17 protein-coding genes are annotated in these 18,804 nt (G+C 65.1%); 5 read left to right on the top strand and 12 right to left on the bottom strand.

Going from position 1 to position 18,804, the window contains the following annotated elements:
* Positions 1 to 122: 122 nt before the first annotated feature.
* Both BMI90_RS03330 and BMI90_RS03325 read left to right on the top strand, forming a co-directional pair.
* A complete protein-coding gene (locus BMI90_RS03330; RefSeq protein WP_146642575.1) occupies positions 123 to 626 on the top strand; it encodes a hypothetical protein in 504 nt (167 codons plus the stop codon).
* Positions 611 to 2,284, top strand: coding sequence for a GMC family oxidoreductase (locus BMI90_RS03325; protein WP_246831479.1), 1,674 nt, complete (start codon positions 611 to 613; stop codon positions 2,282 to 2,284). Before BMI90_RS03330 ends, BMI90_RS03325 begins: the two co-directional genes overlap by 16 nt.
* A 6-nt stretch (positions 2,285 to 2,290) precedes the next feature.
* Here the strand turns inward: BMI90_RS03325 and BMI90_RS03320 are convergent, their stop codons facing one another.
* Both BMI90_RS03320 and BMI90_RS03315 read right to left on the bottom strand, forming a co-directional pair.
* Positions 2,291 to 2,734: a DUF1178 family protein gene (locus tag BMI90_RS03320; RefSeq protein ID WP_078525995.1), complete on the bottom strand. Its 444-nt coding sequence runs from the start codon at positions 2,732 to 2,734 to the stop codon at positions 2,291 to 2,293.
* 69 nt (positions 2,735 to 2,803) lie between these two features.
* A complete protein-coding gene (locus BMI90_RS03315; RefSeq protein ID WP_168172710.1) occupies positions 2,804 to 4,012 on the bottom strand; it encodes a glycosyltransferase N-terminal domain-containing protein in 1,209 nt (402 codons plus the stop codon).
* 167 nt (positions 4,013 to 4,179) lie between these two features.
* Here BMI90_RS03315 and BMI90_RS03310 point away from each other — a divergent pair, with 167 nt between their 5' ends.
* The gene (locus BMI90_RS03310; RefSeq protein ID WP_078525991.1) at positions 4,180 to 5,775 is read left to right on the top strand and encodes a GMC family oxidoreductase N-terminal domain-containing protein; all 1,596 of its coding nucleotides are present in this window, start codon (positions 4,180 to 4,182) and stop codon (positions 5,773 to 5,775) included.
* 129 nt (positions 5,776 to 5,904) lie between these two features.
* Here the strand turns inward: BMI90_RS03310 and BMI90_RS03305 are convergent, their stop codons facing one another.
* The 3 genes from BMI90_RS03305 to BMI90_RS03295 are packed head-to-tail and all read right to left on the bottom strand — an operon-like array spanning position 5,905 to position 8,314.
* Entirely contained in the window at positions 5,905 to 6,558 is a 654-nt protein-coding gene (locus tag BMI90_RS03305) for an HAD family phosphatase (protein ID WP_146671198.1), read from the bottom strand.
* Positions 6,555 to 7,118 (bottom strand): 16S rRNA (guanine(966)-N(2))-methyltransferase RsmD, encoded by a 564-nt coding sequence (rsmD, locus tag BMI90_RS03300; protein ID WP_078525989.1) that lies wholly within the window; start codon positions 7,116 to 7,118, stop codon positions 6,555 to 6,557. Before rsmD ends, BMI90_RS03305 begins: the two co-directional genes overlap by 4 nt.
* Positions 7,115 to 8,314, bottom strand: a complete 1,200-nt coding sequence (locus BMI90_RS03295) for an FAD-dependent oxidoreductase (RefSeq protein ID WP_078525987.1) — start codon at positions 8,312 to 8,314, stop codon at positions 7,115 to 7,117. The genes rsmD and BMI90_RS03295 overlap by 4 nt, the downstream gene beginning before the upstream one ends.
* Positions 8,315 to 8,396: 82 nt before the next feature.
* On the opposite strand from BMI90_RS03295, the gene BMI90_RS03290 reads away from it, so the two are divergent.
* Positions 8,397 to 8,885 (top strand): peroxiredoxin, encoded by a 489-nt coding sequence (locus tag BMI90_RS03290; RefSeq protein ID WP_078525985.1) that lies wholly within the window; start codon positions 8,397 to 8,399, stop codon positions 8,883 to 8,885.
* A 77-nt stretch (positions 8,886 to 8,962) separates the two neighbouring features.
* Here the strand turns inward: BMI90_RS03290 and BMI90_RS03285 are convergent, their stop codons facing one another.
* From BMI90_RS03285 to BMI90_RS03265, 5 genes are read right to left on the bottom strand one after another with little or no spacing between them, the layout of a single operon-like run.
* Positions 8,963 to 9,325 (bottom strand): 4a-hydroxytetrahydrobiopterin dehydratase, encoded by a 363-nt coding sequence (locus BMI90_RS03285; protein ID WP_078525983.1) that lies wholly within the window; start codon positions 9,323 to 9,325, stop codon positions 8,963 to 8,965.
* Positions 9,326 to 9,381: 56 nt separating this feature from the next.
* Positions 9,382 to 10,263 (bottom strand): mechanosensitive ion channel domain-containing protein, encoded by an 882-nt coding sequence (locus BMI90_RS03280; RefSeq protein ID WP_078525980.1) that lies wholly within the window; start codon positions 10,261 to 10,263, stop codon positions 9,382 to 9,384.
* A gap of 38 nt (positions 10,264 to 10,301) precedes the next feature.
* Positions 10,302 to 11,480, bottom strand: coding sequence for a GNAT family N-acetyltransferase (locus BMI90_RS03275; RefSeq protein ID WP_078525967.1), 1,179 nt, complete (start codon positions 11,478 to 11,480; stop codon positions 10,302 to 10,304).
* 59 nt (positions 11,481 to 11,539) lie between these two features.
* A complete protein-coding gene (locus BMI90_RS03270; RefSeq protein ID WP_078525965.1) occupies positions 11,540 to 12,307 on the bottom strand; it encodes a glycerophosphodiester phosphodiesterase family protein in 768 nt (255 codons plus the stop codon).
* Positions 12,304 to 12,762, bottom strand: a complete 459-nt coding sequence (locus BMI90_RS03265) for a RidA family protein (protein ID WP_078525963.1) — start codon at positions 12,760 to 12,762, stop codon at positions 12,304 to 12,306. Before BMI90_RS03265 ends, BMI90_RS03270 begins: the two co-directional genes overlap by 4 nt.
* A 136-nt stretch (positions 12,763 to 12,898) precedes the next feature.
* On the opposite strand from BMI90_RS03265, the gene rnr reads away from it, so the two are divergent.
* Positions 12,899 to 15,181, top strand: coding sequence for a ribonuclease R (gene rnr, locus BMI90_RS03260; protein ID WP_078525961.1), 2,283 nt, complete (start codon positions 12,899 to 12,901; stop codon positions 15,179 to 15,181).
* A 3-nt stretch (positions 15,182 to 15,184) separates the two neighbouring features.
* Here the strand turns inward: rnr and BMI90_RS03255 are convergent, their stop codons facing one another.
* Complete coding sequence (locus tag BMI90_RS03255; protein WP_078525959.1) at positions 15,185 to 16,792, bottom strand: phospholipase D family protein; 1,608 nt, start codon at positions 16,790 to 16,792, stop codon at positions 15,185 to 15,187.
* Positions 16,793 to 16,885: 93 nt separating this feature from the next.
* On the bottom strand, positions 16,886 to 18,484 hold the full coding sequence (locus BMI90_RS03250; protein WP_078525957.1) for a phosphoenolpyruvate carboxykinase: 1,599 nt from the start codon (positions 18,482 to 18,484) through the stop codon (positions 16,886 to 16,888).
* Positions 18,485 to 18,804: the final 320 nt, after the last annotated feature.

The following is an 18,804-nucleotide window of genomic DNA, read 5'->3' as shown; positions in this document are numbered from 1 at the left end:
TTCTTTTGGTTTCGCGGCAAGCATTCACCAAAGCGTGAGTTTACGCAAGGAAACGCGAGTGCTTCCACGGGTAAGGTTCTCCGCAGTTTGGCCGAAATATCACAGGAAAGGCCGGTAATTGCATGGGTCGGGCCATCGGTAATCCAACGCGACGTGCCACATTGCTCGCCATGGCGGCGGGGATTGCCTCTGGGCTCGCGCCGGGGGTGTTGCGCGCGCAAGATCTCGGGTCGCCCACCATCGCGCCCGCAACGTTCGACGCCTTTCTCGACAGTCTTTTGCCCGGTTTCGAGGGCGTTCCCTCGGCAAGCGAACTTGGCGTCGGGGCGGAGCTGCGCGCAGAGATCGAGCCGGGCAGCCTCACTGAGCGATTGATTGCCGCGGGGACCGGTTTTCTCGACAGCGTCGGGCCCGCGCGCTTTGCCGATCTGCCGCCCGCCGCGCGTGACGAGATCGTCGACTGGCTCGCGCAGGCGGATTACAACGAGATCCCGGGCAGGTTCTATCATGTGACGCGGCTTCTTGCCGTGGGCTACTATTTCATCCATCCCGAGGCGCTTGCCGGTTTGCCGCTCGAACCTGCGCCGCAACCCTTGGGATATCCGCCGCCATGGGGGACGGCATGAATGCGCCCGATGTCGTGATCATTGGCTCGGGAGCGGGCGGTGCGGCCTCTGCCTGGGCGCTGACCAAGCGGGGGCTTTCAGTTCTCTTGCTCGAGGCGGGGCCGGTCTTCGATCCGGTCAGGGATTACCCGCTTACCAATACCGACTGGGAGCGCCATCTGTTCCCCGCTCCTCCGGGCAGCCGGGGCGAGATCCTGTATGGCGACTTGGGGCGGCTCGATCCAGCGGACCGCGATCTTCAAAGCTTTGATGCCGTGACGCCGCGCCAGCCTCCACCCGCGTCTCGCGAGGCGGGTGGCATCGGCTATGCGCATGTGATGGGGGTCGGTGGAAGCACGCTGCATTTCGTGGGCGAGGCGCATCGTCTCCATCCCGCGAGCTTTCACCTTGCGCGCGATCATGGCGTCGGGGCGGACTGGCCGCTCTCCTATGACGAACTCGCGCCCTATTATGTGCAGGCCGAGGCGATGATGGGGGTGGCCGGGCCTGCGGAGCCGTCGGGGAGCGATGCCCGTCCGCGCGCCGCGCCGCCGCCTTTGCCCGCTCATCCGCTCAGCCCGCCCGCGCGGCGTCTGGTCGAGGCGGGGGGCAAGGTCGGCCTGCCCTTCGAGGCCAATATGCGTGCGGCCAACAGCGTGCCCTATGACGGCCGGCCCTCGTGCAATTATTGTGGCCAGTGCAGCCGGGGCTGTCCGCTGGGCGACAAGGGCTCGGCCGATGTCACATATCTGCGTCATGCGCAGGAAAGCGGACGCCTGACGCTGATCGCGAATGCGCCGGTGACGCGGATCGAGCTCGGCCCGAACGGGCGGGCGGCGGCGGTTCACTATGTCCATGCGGGACAGACGGTTCGGCAGGAGACCCCGATCCTGATCCTTTCGGGCGGTGCCGTACAGACCCCGCGCCTGCTTCTGGCGAGCGCCCAACCCGGTGCCCCCGACGGTGTGGCGAACGGCTCGGGGCAGGTCGGGCGCAACTTCATGGAAACGCTGGGCTGGTCGAGCTCGGCCATTCTGCCGGGGCTCGAGAATAGTCATATGGGTCTGCCCGCAGACGCAATCTGCTGGGAGCAATCCGCGCCGGATGGGGTGCAGGGCGCTGTAGGCGGATGTCGTTACACCTCTGCAGTGCGCGAGCTGGGCCTGAGCGGGCCGATTGGTTATGCACAGCGACTGGTGCCGGGGCATGGTGCCGCGTTTCATCGGGCGATGCAGGCGCAGTTCGGTTCGGCGATCACGGTTGCGGCGATAGGGGCGGTGATCCCTGACGAGCGCAGCCACGTGACACTTTCGCCCGAACGACGCGACGCCAACGGTGTGCCGCTACCGGTGATTAGCTCGGTTTTGACGCAAAACAGCCTCGCGCTGCTGCGCAAGATGGCCGAGGGTTGCCGAAGCCTTTTGCGCGCAACCGGGGCCGGGGCCCCGCTCGAGGAGCGCGGCAGCTGGGACAGCTTTTCCGCAACCCACGTCTTTGGCACGGCGCGGATGGGGACGGACAGCGCGAGCTCGGTCGCCGATGCGTTCGGGCGCAGCCACGATCACGCGAACCTGTGGATCTCGGATGCGAGCCTTTTCTCCTCGACCGGAGGCGGCGAGGCCCCTTCGCTCACCATCGGCGCGCTGGCGTTGCGGCAGGCGGAGAAGATCGCGGGCTGAGCGTGTTCAGTTCGTCTTGCGGCGGGTCAGGAACGGGAGCGGAAGAACGGGCAAGCCCTCTTCGAGCATCTCGCGCGCTTCTTCAAGTTTTGCCTCGCCATGGATGGCGCGGGCTTCGGTCTCGCCGGCATGCATGGCGCGGGCCTCGCTGGCGAAGTTCATGCCGACGTAATCCGAGTTCTCCTCGATATGGCGGCGCATCGCGGCGAAGGCCTTTTCGGCTTCCGACTGGGGTTCCGACAGCGGGCGTTCGGGCTTTGCCTCGGGCGCGTCGGCCTTCTTGCGCGCGGGCGTCACCGAGGGCGCCATCAGCGATTTCTCGACCCTGCGCGAGCCGCAGATCGCGCATTCCAGCTGACCGGCAGCCTTTAGCGCCTCGAACCCGTCGGCCGAGGGGAACCAGCTTTCAAAACGGTGGTCCTGATCGCATTGCAGCGTGTAGCGGATCATCTGCGCATCATCTCCAGAATGTCTGAGCAGATAAGCGTTTTGACCTGCAATGCAAGCCTCTCGCGCGGCTCAGAGCCGGTCGAGCACAGCTTGCGACAACGCCTCGATATCGGCGGGCGGGCCAAGCGCCGCCCGCGCCGCGCGGGCCATCTCCGCCTGCTCGGGGGCGCCGAGCGTCGCGAATTGCTCCGCGAGGTCCGCCACATCCTTGCAAAGCGTTGCGCCGCCTTTTTCATCAAGGGCGCCGTAAGCCTCGCGGAAATTCGCGACATGCGGCCCGTGCAGGATCGCGCAATCGAAACCCGCGGGCTCGTAAGGCGTGTGGCCGCCTTTCTCGACCAGCGAACCGCCTACGAAACAGATCCCGGCACTCGCATACCAGCGCCCCATCTCGCCCATCGTATCGGCAAGATAGACCTCTTCTGCGGGCGGCTCGTTCTTCGAGCGGCTGGTATGGGACAGCCCCGCCTTCGCGATCAGTGCCACGATCTCGGGGGCGCGGCGCGGATGGCGTGGGGCGAGGATCAGGCGTAATCCGGGGCGCCGGGTGCGGGCCTCGGCGAAGGCGCGCAGAACCAGCGTCTCCTCGCCCTCATGGGTGGAGGCGGCCAGCACCGTCTCGCTACGCGCCCAATCTAGCGGCGCGCCGCGCTCCAGCGTGATCGCGGTTTTCAGGTTTGCCTGTGGCAAGAGCCGCTCGGGCGGCAGGCCAAGTTTCACGAACCGGCTTTCCGACCCCGCATCCTGCGCCGAGAGCGCCCCGATCTGCGCGACCATCTTCTGCCCGAGTCCGGTCTTGCCCCAGCGCGCCGCCGAGCGTTCGGAGATCCGCGCCCCGATCACGAGGATCGGCAAGCCCGCCCGCGCCGCCAGCGCCATCCGGTTCGGCCAAAGCTCATTCTCGATCACGATCAGCGCGCGCGGCGCATGGCGGCGCAGGAACCGACCCAACACCGCGCGATGATCGAGAGGTGCCATGCGGATCGCGATGCGCGGATCGGCCCAGCCCTCTCCCATCGCGCGCGCCGTCGCGGTGTTCACCGTCACCATGAGCCGCAACGCCTGGTCGCGCGCCAGCATCGCCTCTATCAGCGGGCGCGCCGAGGTCAGTTCGCCATTCGAGGCGGCGTGCAGCCAGACCCGTCCGGGTGCAGCTTCCCCCCCGCCAAGCCGTTCACCCGCCGCCTGCGCGCTTTCCTTGCCACGCAGCACGCGCCAGCCCAGCCGGACCAGAACCGGCAGGGTCGCGAAGCTGACGAGGAGGCGATAGGCAAACAAGGGATGGCTCCGAGAGGTTTGCGCCATAGAACGGATCACCCCCCTGACAGGCAAGCCCTTCCTTGCGTTTATGCAAAGCGATTTTGCGCGATTGCTCCGGTGCGGCCCTTGCCGCAGCGTCGCTTGCTTGCGAAAACGAGGACGGAGGCGCATCGCGGGAGGGGATCATGGATCAATACGATTATATCGTCGTGGGCGCGGGCAGCGCGGGTTGCGTTCTGGCCAATCGGCTTTCGGAAAATCCGAAGAACAAGGTGCTTCTGCTCGAAGCGGGGGGGCGCGACAATTACCACTGGGTTCATATCCCGGTGGGTTATCTCTACTGCATCGGCAATCCGCGCACCGACTGGGGCTACAAGACCGCCGCCGACACGGGGCTGAACGGGCGCCAGCTGCTCTATCCGCGCGGGCGTATCCTCGGCGGCTGTTCCTCGATCAACGGCATGATCTACATGCGCGGCCAGGCGCGCGACTACGACATGTGGGCGCAGGCTGGCAATCCGGGCTGGGGCTGGGATGACGTGCTGCCCTTGTTCAAGAAGCAGGAAGATTTCTATCGCGGCGGGAGCGACCTGCATGGCGCGGGCGGCGAGCTGCGCGTGGAAGAGGCGCGGGTGCGCTGGGATCTGCTCGACTCTTTCCTCGAAGCCGCCGAACAGGCAGGTTTCCCGCGCACCGATGATTTCAACACCGGCACCAATGAGGGCGGCGGTTATTTCCACGTCACCCAGAAGGCGGGCTGGCGCTGGAACGCGGTGAAGGCTTTCCTCAAGCCCGCGATGAACCGCTCGAACCTCCGCATCGAGACGCATGCCCAGGTCGAGAAGCTGCTGATCGAGGAGGGCCGCGTCACCGGCATCCGCTACAACCGCAACGGTCAGAGCCATGACGTGAAGGCGGGCGAGACGGTGCTCTCGGCGGGCGCGATCGGCTCGGTCCAGATCCTCGAGCTGTCGGGCATCGGGCGCGGCGATGTACTTTCCGCGCATGGGATTACCCCGGTCGCCGAGGTGAATGGCGTGGGCGAGAACCTTCAAGATCACCTGCAACTGCGCCTCGTCTACAAGGTGCAGGGGGTGAAAAGCCTCAACACCATGTCATCGACACTCTGGGGCAAGGCGAAGATCGGCATGGAATACGCTCTGTTCCGCTCGGGCCCGATGTCGATGTCGCCGAGCCAGGCGGGTGTCTTCACCCGGAGCTTCCCGGAAAAGGAAACGCCGGATCTGGAATACCATGTCCAGCCTGTGAGCCTCGAGAAGTTCGGCGACCCCGTGCACCCCTTCCCCGGCATGACGGCGAGCGTGTGCAACCTGCGCCCCGAAAGCCGTGGACATGTTCACATCACTTCGCCCGATTTCCGCGCCCATCCGAAGATCGCGCCGAACTACCTCTCGACCGAGGGAGACAAGCGCGTCGCCGCCGAGGCGATCCGTCAGGTGCGTCGCGTGGCGCAGCAGCCCGCTTTCGCGAAATACCACCCCGAGGAATACAAGCCCGGCCCGGATTACCAGTCCGAAGAGGATCTGGTGAAAGCCGCAGGCGAGATCGGCACCACGATCTTCCACCCTGTCGGAACCTGCCGGATGGGCGCGGATGACGCGGCGGTTGTCGATCCGCGCCTGCGTCTGAAGGCCCTGAAAGGCTTGCGCATCGCGGATGCCTCGATCATGCCGACGATCACCTCGGGCAATACAAACGCGCCGACGATGATGATTGCGGAGAAGGCGGCGCAGATGATCCTCGAGGACGCCAAGGGCTGAGAACGAGGCGGAGCGGCCTCATCCGACGCGGGATCGCGATCGTCGGAGGGGTAGGAGGGGGCGCTGCCCCCTCGGCGCGTTGCGCGCCTCACCCCCGAGATATTTTCATCAAGAAGAAGCGAAGCGCTTTCAGGTCTCGAGCCCGATCAGGCGCGGCACATCTGCCATGTCGGTGAACAACTCTGCGCCCTCGGCCGCGAGGCGCGGGTTCGCGCCTTGAGGGGCATAACCGAGGCAGCGCATCCCGGCCGCTTTCGCGGCGCGTGCACCCGTTGGGCTGTCCTCGATCACGACGCAAGCCTGCGGATCGGCGCCGAGCACGGAGGCGGCATGGAGGTAGAGATCGGGTTTCGGCTTGGGCATGTTCAGGTCCTGTCCCGAGAACAGAAGCCCGTCGAGCCGGGCGCGGATCTCGGGGTGTTGGCCGAGCGTCGCCTCCATCTTCGCCTGCCGCCCATTCGAGCCGACCGCGAAGGGGATGCCGGAGGCGTCGAGGCGGGCCAGTAATGCCGGGATGCCGGGCATCAGGTCGGTGCCCGCGCGCAGCCGTGAGTAAAGCGCCTCGTAATAGTCATCGACCCAGGTTTCGGGCAGGGCGGCACCGCGCGCGCGGCCCCAGCTGGCGACATGTTCGATCGTCGAGCCGATGAAGGCCTCTTCAAGCTCGGGGATTGATTTCTCGACGCCGTGGCGGGCGAATTCCTCCTGGATCAGCAGGAAGGTGGCGGGCTCGCTGTCGACGAGCACTCCGTCGCAGTCGAAGAGAACGGCTTGCGGGATCATTCGGGCATCCGGGCGAGGGTGACCAGCGTGTCGCCATAGCGGCGTTGGTCGAGTTGGATCAGGGGTTGGGCGAGGATCGGCGGGGTGTTTTCTTCCCAGACGATGGTCGCGCCCGGGGCGAACCAGCCGCCTTCGAGGCACGACGCGATGGCGCGTTCGCCCAGTCCCATTCCATAGGGCGGATCGAGAAAGATCAGGTCGTAACCGGGGCCGCGATTGGGGCCCATATTGGTCGCGTCGCGACGCCAGACATCAGTGACGCCCATCGCGCGCATCGCCTCGATATTGCGGCGCAGGAGCGCGCGGGCCGTGGCGCCGTCATCGACGAAGGCCACGCGCGCCGCGCCGCGCGAGAGCGCCTCGAGGCCCAGAGCGCCGGTGCCTGCGAAGAGATCGAGTACCCGGGCGCCGGGCACGGGATTGCCGTGGCTGCCATTGATCAGAAGGTTGAAGATGCTTTCACGCACGCGGTCCGTCGTCGGGCGCAGATGCGCCGCCGCATCGCCTTCGCCGACATCGGCCAGTTTCAACCCGCGCCGTTCGCCCCCGATGATCCTCATTTCATCAGCGCCTTCAGCTCGGGCGTGGTTTCGACCTGCTCGGGGGTGACGGGCTTCGCGGCTTCGATCAGGCGTTTGCCGACCATGTAGGCGCGCGCGTCGTTGAGCGCGTCGACGGCGATCAGGCGGCCGTCGCGGAAATACCAGAAGCTCGCGCCGTCATCGTGGCGGGTGACGACGCGGTCATAGCCTGCGTTGAGCCCCGCGATCTGGAGCTTCGCGTCGAACTGGTCCGACCAGAACCACGGTTTGGGAGCGTAATCCTTGGCCGCGCCGAGCATGTTGGCGGCGACCAATTCGCCCATGTCGATCGCGTTGCCCACGGATTCGAGGCGCAACCGCCCCTCCGGTCCGGGGAAGGAAGCGCAGTCGCCCGCCGCCCAGACATGGGGGGTCGAGCTTTGTCCCTGGGCGTCCACAGCGACGCCGTTTTCGCACTGGATACCGGCCTCGCGGGCGATCGCTTCATCGGGGGTCACGCCTATGCCGACGATCACGAAATCGGCCGGGAGAGTGCGCCCGTCAGCCAATTCTGCGCCTGTGACATCGGTCTCGCCGGTGAGCCGCGCAAGGCCGATGCCTTCGAGGATCTCGACGCCGTGGCTTTGGTGCAAGGCACGGATCGCATCGGCCGTTTGCGCGCAGGCGACGCGGCCGAGGATGCGCGGAGCTGCCTCGATCAGGGTGACCTCAAGGCCGAGCTTGCGTGCGACGGCCGCCGCTTCGAGGCCGATATAGCCACCGCCCACGACGACGAGGCGTTTGCCCGCGTCGAAGAGCGGTCGCATCGCATCGACATCGGCGAGGTTGCGGACGGTGAAGACATTGCCCAGTTCGCCGCCGATCGCGGCAGGCAGTCGGCGCGGTGTGGCGCCGGTGCAAATAGCGAGTTCGGAATAGGCGAGGCTTTCGCCGTCGGAAAGGGTGACGCGCTGCGCCTCGGTGTCGATCGCGGTGACAGAGGTGCCGAGCCGCAAGGTGATGGCGTTTTCTTCCCACCAGTCCGGCGCGCGAAGCGTCAGCCGCTCGACGCCCATGTCGCCCAGCAGATAGGCCTTCGAGAGCGGTGGGCGCTGATAGGGCGGGAGCGGCTCCGAGCCGATAATGGTGATCGTTCCCTCATGGCCCAAGGTGCGCAGCTTGGCGGCCATCGAGGCTGCCGCCTGACCCGCTCCGACGATCACGATCCCGCTCATCTCATTCTCCACTGGCCCGTTTCGCGCCCGACCCTATATCGAGCTGCGGAACAAACGCAACGCGACAGCATCGGAGCTTTCCATGACCTTAACGACTGGCGACACCCTTCCCGGCGCGACTTTCCTCGTGATGGGGCCGGAGGGGCCGCAACCCGTGAGCCTTGGCGATAAGATGAAGGGCCGCAAGGTCGTGATCTTCGCGGTGCCCGGCGCCTATACGGGCGTGTGCACCACCGCCCATGTGCCGAGCTTCATCCGCACCAAGGAGGCGTTCGCCGCGAAGGGCGTGGACGAGATCATCTGCATCGCAGTGAACGATCCCTTCGTGATGAAGGCCTGGGGCGAGGCGACCGGCGCGGAGGCTGCCGGGATCACGATGCTCGCCGATGCCGAAGCGGCGTTCACCCAGGCGATCGAAATGGACTTCACCGCACCGCCGGCCGGGCTCATCAACCGCTCGCGTCGCTATGCGATGCTCGTCGAGGACGGGGTTGTGAAGGTCCTGCATGTCGAGGAGAGCCCCGGCACTTGCGAGGCCTCGGCGGGTGAGGGTCTGTTGGCTGAGATGTGATCGCGCTTGCGCTCTAAACGGAAACGCCCGGCACATCTGCCGGGCGTTTTCATTCGGGCTGGCTTCGAGGCTCGGGTTCAGTCCTCGACGTGATCCGCAAGCCGCATCAGCGGACGACCGATATCGCGGTCGACCTCCGCCACACCTTCGGCCAAAGCATCCAGCGCGCGGGCGAGCTCGATGTCGAGCACGCTCACACCGCCGCAATCATGGGTCGAAAGCGTGATCTCGAGCTTGTTGTAGACGTTGCGCCAGTCGGGATGATGGTTCATCGTCTCGGCGCAGAGCGCGGCGCGCGACATGAACCCCCAGGCGGCCGAGAAATCTTTGAAGATCAGCCGCTTGACCATCGCGTCGCCCTCTTCGGCGGCGCGCCAGCCGCTGTCTTCGAGTGCGCCCAGAAGGGCCTTGCGTTCTTCGGCGTCAAGCTTTGATGTCATGGCTCGCTCCCTTCAGCTTTGGGTCAATGGTAGCATCTTGCGCGCCTCTGACCAGATCACGCAGCGCTGCCCTCGGATTTCACCGGGGAAGTTTCGATCTTGGGCACCTGAACCACTTCGAGCGTGCGGGTCGGGAAGGGAATGCCGATGCCGTTCGCGTCGAACTCTTCCTTGATCTTGCGGGTGTAATCGGCCTGCAAGGCCCAGAAATCCGAGGAATTTGCCCAGACGCGGAAGGTGAAATCCACCGAGCTGTCGCCAAGAGCCTTCACCCGGATCGTCGGCGCCGGGTCTTTCAGGGCGCGGTCGTCCGAAAGCGAGATGCGCTCCAGCACTTCCTGCGTCTTCTTCAAATCGGCGTCATAGGCGACGCCGATCGTCAGATCCATCATCCGGGTCGGGTTGGCGGAATAGTTGATGATCGACTTCGACCAGATATCGCCGTTGGGCACGATGATCTGGATGCCGTCATAGGTGGTCAGCACCGTATAAAAGAGCTGTATCTCGGTGACAGTGCCGCTTTCCGACCCGGCCGCGATGAAGTCACCCTGCCGGAACGGGCGGAAGAGAATGATCATCACACCTGCGGCGAGGTTCGACAGCGTGCCTTGCAGCGCGAGGCCGATGGCAAGACCGGCAGCGCCGACGAGGGCGGCAAGCGAAGTGGTCTGGATGCCGAAGCGGTTGAGGATGAAAATCACCCCGATCGCGAGGACCAGGTATTTGACCATGTTCCCGAGGAAGCCGAAGAGCGTGTCGTCGAGCCGCGCATATCGGTTCGAGAGCGCTACGATGCGACGCTTCGCCCAAGCCGAGATCGCTATCGCGACCAACAAGATCACCAGCGCCGCCACCACGTTCACCGCGACCATGATCGCGGCGTCGATCCGATCCTGCGTCAGCCAGCTGCTGACTTGGGTCAGGTCCTCAAGGTTCATTCGTCTCTCCTGTCATATGTCTTGTGACAAACGTCGGCTTAGCGTTCGGGTTCCGAAGGGCTGCGGAACGGGCCCATCTCGGTCAGGATCTCGATATCCTCGTCCACGGCGGCGCGTTCAGCTTCGAGATACTCGGACACGGCGCGGCGCAGACCCGGATGAGCGATCCAATGCGCGGAATGGGTCGCGACAGGCAGGTAGCCGCGCGCCAGCTTGTGCTCGCCTTGTGCACCGGCCTCGACACGTTTCATGCCATGGGCGATCGCGTAATCGACGGCCTGATGGTAACAAAGCTCGAAATGCAGGAAGGGGTGGTCCTCGACGCAGCCCCAATAGCGGCCGAAGAGCGCCTCGCGCCCGATCAGGTTGAGCGCCCCCGCGATCGGACGTGGTCCGTTCATCGCCAGTACGAGCAGCACGTCCTCGCGCATCTCGTGCAAGCGGTCGAAGAAGTCGCGCGTCAGGTAGGGGCGGCCCCATTTCCGGCTGCCGGTATCCTGGTAAAACGCCCAGAACGCATCCCAATGCTCGGGGCGGATGTCGTCGCCGGAGAGCTGCACGATCTCGCCGCCGAAGGCCTGGGCGCGCTGACGTTCCTTGCGCAGCGCCTTGCGCTTGCGGGAGCTGAGCTCGCCAAGGAAGGCGTCGAAACTGGGGTAGTCGCGATTGATCCAGTGGAATTGCTGACCGATCCGGTGCAGCCAGCCCACGTCCGCGGCCAGTTCTGCCTCGTCCTCGGTGCAGAAGGTGATGTGGACGGAGGAAACGCCCGCGCCGCTGGCGATCTGCTCCATACCCGCCAGCAGCGCGCGCTTGCCCGCGTCTTCCAGCCCCGGCAAGGTCAGAAGGCGCGGCCCCGCGACCGGCGTAAACGGCACGGCGCATTGCAGCTTGGGATAATAGTGCCCGCCCGCGCGCTCATAAGCGTCGGCCCAGCCGTGGTCGAAGACATATTCTCCCTGGCTGTGCGATTTGACATAGAGCGGGGCGACGGCGATCACCTGCCCACCCATCCGCGCGACAACGTGGCGCGCGTCCCAGCCCGTCCCCGGCCCGACAGACCCCGAGGTCTCCAGTGCGGCAAGGAAGCGATGGGTGGTGAAAGGGTCGAACGCCCGCCGCCCATCCCCGGCTTCGGGGCAGGCGCAGGCGTTCCAGTCGCCTTCACTTATTTCGGAAATATCCGAATGAAGCGTGATTTCAACGCTTTGATCCATGATCCCCCGGGGGAGGTTGCGAGGTCTGTGCGCTGAATCTGGGCCCTTCGGCCCATCGGTCAAGCAGGCAGCGCCGAAAGATATCCCTCGAAGGTCACATTGTCGGCCACCTGCCGCGCCAGCGCCTCTTCGTCGACGGAGCGGATCGTCCAGCACAGAACCGGCACGCCGAGACCTTTCAGCTCGGTCACGCGCGCCGCGGTCAGATCTTTGGCCTCATGCGAAATGAAGGCCGCCCCGAGCCGTTCGAAATCCGGGATGTGGCGCAGCTCATCGCCGCGCGCGGCCGGCAGGAGGGCCCAGTCATGGGGCTGATAGGCGGAAGTCGTCAGCCCCACCGGCACCCCCGGCGCGAACTTGCCGAAAGCCTCGATCGCATGCGGGTTGAAGGACATCACCGCGACGGGGCCGTCATAGGTGCTCAGCAGCTTCGCGGTTGCCTCTTCGAGCGGGCCGACCTGTAGTCCGAGCGCGCCATCCTGATCCTTGATCTCGACCAGAAGCGGCACCTGACCGGCGACGATCTCGAGCACTTCAGCCAGCGTCGGGATGCCTTCTTCCGTGCCTTTGAGCATGATCGCCCCCAGTTCCGCCGCCGTGCGCCCGCGCACCGGCCCGGTCTCATCGGTCAGCCGATGCAGCGAGTAGTCGTGAAACACCATCGGCACGCCATCGGCCGAAAGCTGCACGTCGATCTCGATCCCGTAGCCCGCCGCGATCGCCGCCCGGATCGCCCCGCGGCTGTTCTCGGGCCGGCCGAGCGCGAAATCATGCAACGCCCGATGCGCGATCGGCAGGCGAAGAAAATCGGGGTGCAGCGCCATCACTCGACCTCGAAAATCGCCTCGATCTCGACCGAGACGCCAAGCGGGAGAGACCCGGCGGAGACCGCCGAGCGAGCGTGACGGCCAGCCTCGCCGAAGATCTCGACCATCAGGTCCGAGCAGCCGTTGACCACTTTGGGCTGGTCGGTGAAATCAGACGTGGAATTGACGAAGCCCACGAGCTTTACCACGCGCTTGACCTTGTCGAGATCGCCAAGCGCCGCTTTGGCCTGTGCGATCAGCGCGAGGCCGCAGAACCGCGCGGCCATCGCGCCCTCGGCCACGTCCATGCTGTCACCGAGCTTGCCGAGGATCAGGCCTTCGGGGCCGTTCGAGATCTGGCCCGACACGAAAAGCTGGTTGCCGCTGCGCACGAAGGGCACGTAATTCGCTGCGGGCATCGGCGCATCGGGCAAGCTGATTCCAAGTTCTGCCAGACGGGCTTCGATTTTTGCCATGAGGGCCTCCATCAGTTTCGCGCGGAGGCTAGGCCTGCGCCGCCGCCCCCGCAAGCGGAATCCTGAGCGGCTCTCGCGGTGCCAGTGTTGCGATTTCCCCGCGTGACGGCCCGCCAAGCCCATGCTAGGCAGGGCCATGAGCAAAGCCGCCCCCATTCCCTCGCGCCAGCAGATCCTCGACTGGCTCAACGATAACCCCGACCAGACGGCCAAGCGCGACATCGCGCGGGCCTTCGGCGTCAAGGGGCAAGCGAAGATCGAGCTCAAGCGGATCCTGCGCGAGATGGAGGCCGAGGGGCTGATCGAGAAGCGCCGCCGCCAGTTCCGTGATCCGAGCACGCTGCCGCCGGTGACGGTGCTGCGGATGCTGCGCGAGGACAGCCAGGGCGACCAATGGGCCGAGCCCGCCGAATGGACGGGCGAGGGGCCGGCGCCGGTCGTGCTTTATGTGCGCCGCGAAGGCGATCCCGCTTTGGCGCAGGGTGACCGGGTTCTCGGGCGTCTCACGCCGGTCGAAGATGAAAGCTATGGCTATGAGGCGCGTCTGATCCGCAAGATCGGCACCGCCTCCCATCGCATTGTCGGCATCTTCCGCAAGACCGCCGAAGGCGGGCGGATCATGCCGATCGACAAGGGTGCCGAGAGCGAATGGCAGGTGCCCGCCGCCGTGACCGAAGGCGCCAAGGATGGCGAACTGGTCGAGGCCGAGCAGACCGGTCCGCGTGGTCGCATGGGGCTGCCGCGCGCGCGGGTGCTCGAGGTGCTGGGCGATCCGTCGGCGCCCAAGGCCGTCTCGCTCATCGCGATCCACCAACACGGCATCCCCGACGATTTCCCCGATGAGGTCGTGGCCGAGGCAGACGCTGCCGAACCGGCGCCTCTGGGCGATCGCGAAGACCTGCGCAAGCTGCCCTTCGTGACGATCGACCCGGCGGATGCGCGCGACCGCGACGATGCGGTGCTCGTCGAGCGCGATGACGATCCGAAGAACGAAAACGGCTTCCTGATCTGGGTCGCGATCGCGGACGTGGCGCATTACGTGACGCCGGGCTCCGCGCTCGATCGTGAGGCGCGTAAACGCGGGAATTCGACCTATTTCCCCGACCGCGTCGTGCCGATGCTGCCCGACCGGCTTTCGGGCGATTTGTGCTCTTTGCATGAAAACGTCGACCGCGCGGTTCTCGCGGTTCGGATGAAGATTGACGAACATGGCCGCAAGCTGAGCCATCGCTTCACGCGGGGCATGATCCGTTCGGTGGGCTCGCTGGAATACGGGCAGGTGCAATCGGCGCGTGACGGCAACCCGGACGAGAAGACCGAAGCCATGGTCGAGGAGATCATCGACCCGATCTACGAAGCCTACGAGGCGCTCAAGCGCGCCCGCGCGCTGCGTCAGCCGCTGGAGCTGGACCTGCCCGAGCGGCAGATCGTGATCGGGGATGACGGGCATGTCACCTCGATCCAGTTCAAGACGCGGCTCGATGCCCACAAGCTGATCGAGGAATTCATGGTGCTGGCCAATGTCGCGGCCGCCGAGGAGCTCGAAAAGCTGCGCCGTCCGCTGCTTTATCGCGTCCACGAAGAGCCCAGCCTCGAGAAGATCGAGGCGCTGCGCGAGGTGGCGCAGGCCTCGGGGTTCACGCTGGCCAAGGGGCAGGTGCTCCAGACCGCGCATCTCAACAACCTGCTCAGCCAGTCCGAGGGTTCCGAGTTCGACGAGCTGATCAATATCTCGACGCTGCGCTCGATGACGCAGGCCTATTACGCGCCGACGAATTACGGGCATTTCGGCCTCGCGCTGCGGTCCTACGCACATTTCACCTCGCCGATCCGGCGCTATTCCGACCTGATCGTGCATCGCGCGCTGATCCTCGGTCATGGCTGGGGCAAGGACGGGCTGAGCCAGTGGGATATCGACAATCTCGAAGAGACCGCGCAGCAGATCTCCGACACCGAGCGCCGTTCGATGGCAGCCGAGCGCGACACGACCGACCGCTATCTCGCGGCTTATCTGTCGGACCGGGTGGGCAGCGAGTTCACCGGACGCATCTCGGGCGTGCAGAAATTCGGCGCCTTCGTGAAACTCGACGAAACCGGGGCCGACGGGTTGATCCCGATCCGCGAGATCGGGCGCGAGTTCTTCCATTTCGACCGTGAGGCGCAGGAGCTGGTGGGCTCGGAGACCGGCATGACGATCACCATCGGCCAGCGTGTCCGGGTGCGACTCGCAGAGGCCGTGCCGATCACGGGTGGGCTGATGCTGGAGCTCTTGGAGGTCGAGGGGCAGGGGATGCCCTCGGGCAATGGCAAGCGCCGCAAGGGCCGTCGTCCGGGTACGCGCCCGCCGCGCAAGCCGGCCCGCGATGCGGCGAAGAAGAAGGCCATCGCGCGCAAGGTCAAGCGCACCCGCAAGAAATAGGGCCTACAGCATCCACTCGATCGGCAGGCGCTGGGCGATCCAGAGCACGATGCGGTGTGTCAGCGGCACGCCCGGTTCGCGTTTGAGCACCGGCTGACCGGGGCGCGACCAGCGCAGTTGCTGCGTGCGCGTCAGGCGCAGCCGCCATGCGCGCTCGGGGAAGAACTCGCGGAAGGCATCGGAGATATGCGCTGCGATCTCGGGCGATACGAGCACCAGCCCCAGCTCGGTATTGAGCCGCATCGAGCGCGGATCGAAGTTGAATGACCCGATGAAGACGCGCTCACGATCCGCCGCAAAGACTTTCGCGTGCAGCTTGTTGCGCGAAAAGGGGGAGGTGCCGCGAATATCCGAGCCCACGAACTGCCCCGGCCGAAGCCGCGTGGGGAGTCTTGCCTCTGCGTCCGGGGCGTATTCGTAAAGCTCGATCCCAGCGCGCAGGAGGCTCTTGCGGCGATGCGCATAGCCAGAATGCACGAGCGGCACATCGGTCGCGGCATATGAGTTGGTGAGCACCCGGATCTTCGCGCCCGCTTTCGCGATCCGGCGCAGGTAGCCCACCCCGGCACGCGTCGGCACGAGGTAAGGCGTGATCAGCACCAGTTCCTGCGTCGGCGTGCCGAGCGCGCGGATAAGATATTCCCAAAGCAGCTTGCGACCTTTCAGAAGCCCATGGATCTTCGAGGGGTGGTCGTAGATGAGCTGCGCCTCGGCGGCGATGTTCGGCGCATCCGGGTCGAGGATCCGTTTCCCGCGTTCTGGGCTCGCAATGGCTGCGGCATAGGCGCTGGCGTCGGGGGAGCACAGCCGCAACTCTTCGTTCTCCACGATGGCGCGGGCCTCCTCTTCGGCGCAGCCGCCGAGCATCACTCTGGCCGGAATTGCCGACGGGGCGTTCCAATAGAGATCGAACTGACGACCGACCTGCGGGAGAACCGGGCCCGCGACGGCAACATCCATGTCCATGTAGAGGCCGGCGGAAGAAAGGTCGTTGAAATAGTCGTCTCCGATATTGCGCCCGCCAAGGATCGCGATGCGCCCGTCGGCGATCATCGCCTTGTTGTGCATGCGCCGGTTCAGGCGGCGGAAATCCGACAGGTAGCCCAGCACCCGTGCGCGCCGGATCGGGAAGGGATTGAAGAGCCGCACTTCGACATTCGGAAGCTGATCGAGAGCCGCGAGCGTGCGGTCCAGCCCTGCCGTGCCATTGTCGTCGATCAGGAGCCGCACCCGGACGCCTCGCGCTGCGGCGGCCCTCAACGCGCCCAGCATCAGCGCTCCCGCGATGTCGTCTTGCCAGATGTAGTATTGCAGATCGAGTGAGGCCTCGGCCGCAGCAACAAGCTCGAGCCGTGCCGCAAGCGCGTCCACAGGGTCGGTCAGGAGCTGGACCGCGTTCTTGTCAGCCGCTTTGGCGAGCCGGGCCGCGAGAGCGCGTGCGATGCGGCCCGTTTCGGGTGCCATCCGGATTTCGCCATGCGGGAAAGGCCCTCTCGGGAGGCGATGAGAGAGTCGTGCCACCACCAGGGTCAGGCCGATGAGCCCGATGAGTGCGGCTACGGCCGACAGCGCGAGGATAAGGATCAGCGAGAACACCATGACCCGCATCATGTAGCGGGATCATGGAGTTGGGGAAGTCCCTGTTTGGAATGAAAAAAGGGCCGGCAAAAATGCCGGCCCTTTCAATTTCGTGTTCGCGTAGGATCAGCCGATGGCGACGGCCTTCACCTCGTCATCGATATAGGGGACGTATTGCGCGAAATTGTCGGCGAACATCTGCACGAGCTTGGCCGCCTGCGCGTCATAGGCGTCCTTGTCGTCCCAGGTGCGGCGCGGGTCGAGCAGGACGTCAGAGACGCCCGGAACCGCGACCGGCACGTCGAAGCCGAAGTTCTCGTCCTTGCGGAATTCGACATCGTGCAGCGAGCCGTCGAGCGCGGCGGTCAGCAACGCGCGTGTGGCGCGGATCGGCATGCGCGACCCGGTGCCGAAGGCGCCGCCGGTCCAGCCGGTGTTGACCAGCCAGCACGAGGCGCCATGCTCGTGGATCTTCTCCTGAAGCAGCTTGCCGTAGACCTCGGGACGGCGCGGCATGAAGGGCGCGCCGAAGCAGGTCGAGAAGGTCGGAAGCGGTTCGGTCACGCCCACTTCAGTGCCCGGGGTCTTCGAGGTGAAGCCCGAGAGGAAGTGATACATCGCCTGCGCCGGGGTCAGACGCGCGATCGGCGGCAGCACGCCATAAGCGTCGCAGGTCAGCATGATCACGTTCTTCGGATGACCACCGAGCGAGGTCTCCGAGGCATTCGAGATGTAATGCAGCGGATAGGCGCAGCGCATGTTGTCGGTCAGCGAGTTGTCTTCGAAGTCCAGCTCCAGGGTCTCGGGATCGTAGACCATGTTCTCGACCACGGTGCCGAACATCGAGCAGGTGTTGTAGATGTCGGGTTCGGCTTCCTTCGAGAGGTTGATCGTCTTGGCGTAGCAACCACCTTCGAAGTTGAAGATGCCGTTTTCCGACCAGCCATGCTCGTCATCGCCGATCAGCACGCGCGAGGGATCGGCCGAAAGCGTGGTCTTGCCGGTGCCCGACAGGCCGAAGAAGACCGCCGAGTCATCGGGGTTGCCGATCGCGTGGTTCGCCGAGCAGTGCATCGCCATGATGCCCTTGCCGGGCAGGATGTAGTTGAGAAGCGTGAACACGCCTTTCTTGTTCTCGCCCGCATAGGCCGTGTTGCCGATGAGGATCAGCTTCTTGTCGAAGTTGAGCGCGATGACGGTTTCGGTGCGGCAGCCATGGCGTTCGGGGTCGGCTTTGAACGACGGGCAGTTGATGATCGTCCATTCCGGCTCGAACGTATCAAGCTCGGCGCGCTCGGGGCGGCGCAGCATGGTGCGCAGGAACAACCCGTGCCACGCAAGCTCGGCCACGAGGCGCACGTCGAGGCGATGCTCCGGATCGGCACCGCCGTAGAGATCCTCGACGAAATAGTCCTTGCCCTGCATGTGGGCGAGCATGTCGGCATGCAGGCGGTCGAACGCGTCAGCCGCCATCGGCTTGTTGTTTTCCCACCAGATCGTGTTTTCGACGGACGGAGTGCGAACGACGAACTTGTCCTTCGGCGAGCGGCCAGTGTGCTGACCGGTCGAGCAATAAAAGGCGCCACCCTTGCCCAGAACGCCTTCTTCACGCTTCAGGGCGTGCTCGATCAGTGCCGGCTCAATCAGGTTGTAATAAACGTTGCCGAGACCAGTGATACCTTGATCTTCAAGGCGTTTCGCCGGGTTCACACGTCCGATGCTCATCTCTCGCTCCCGATGCCGTCTCGCGGCGTTCATTGGGTTCCTCCCGGCGCTTCGGGGTCTCGGAGCGCCGATCCGAGCAATAATCTTACTCGGATGGCCGCCCTATAGCATGACAATTTTGCGAAGGAACAGGAAGCATTGACGCAGTTAGCGCAACCATTGTCACGTTTAGCGCCACCAGAGCGGATTGTCGCGGAAAGGTGAGGCAAATTAGTCAATCCATCAGGATTTTCGCGACGGATGATTCGTGAAAACAGTCTGATTCGCACGTTCCTGTTGATTTGGCCGTTCTGAAAGATGATGATGGCTGCCAATAACAA

Origin of the sequence: Thioclava sp. L04-15 (genome assembly GCF_002020275.1) — a bacterium.
Taxonomy (GTDB): Bacteria; Pseudomonadota; Alphaproteobacteria; order Rhodobacterales; family Rhodobacteraceae; genus Thioclava; species Thioclava marina.
The sequence above is the reverse complement of the archived record's forward strand: the minus strand, read 5'-3'. Positions and strand labels throughout refer to the sequence as shown.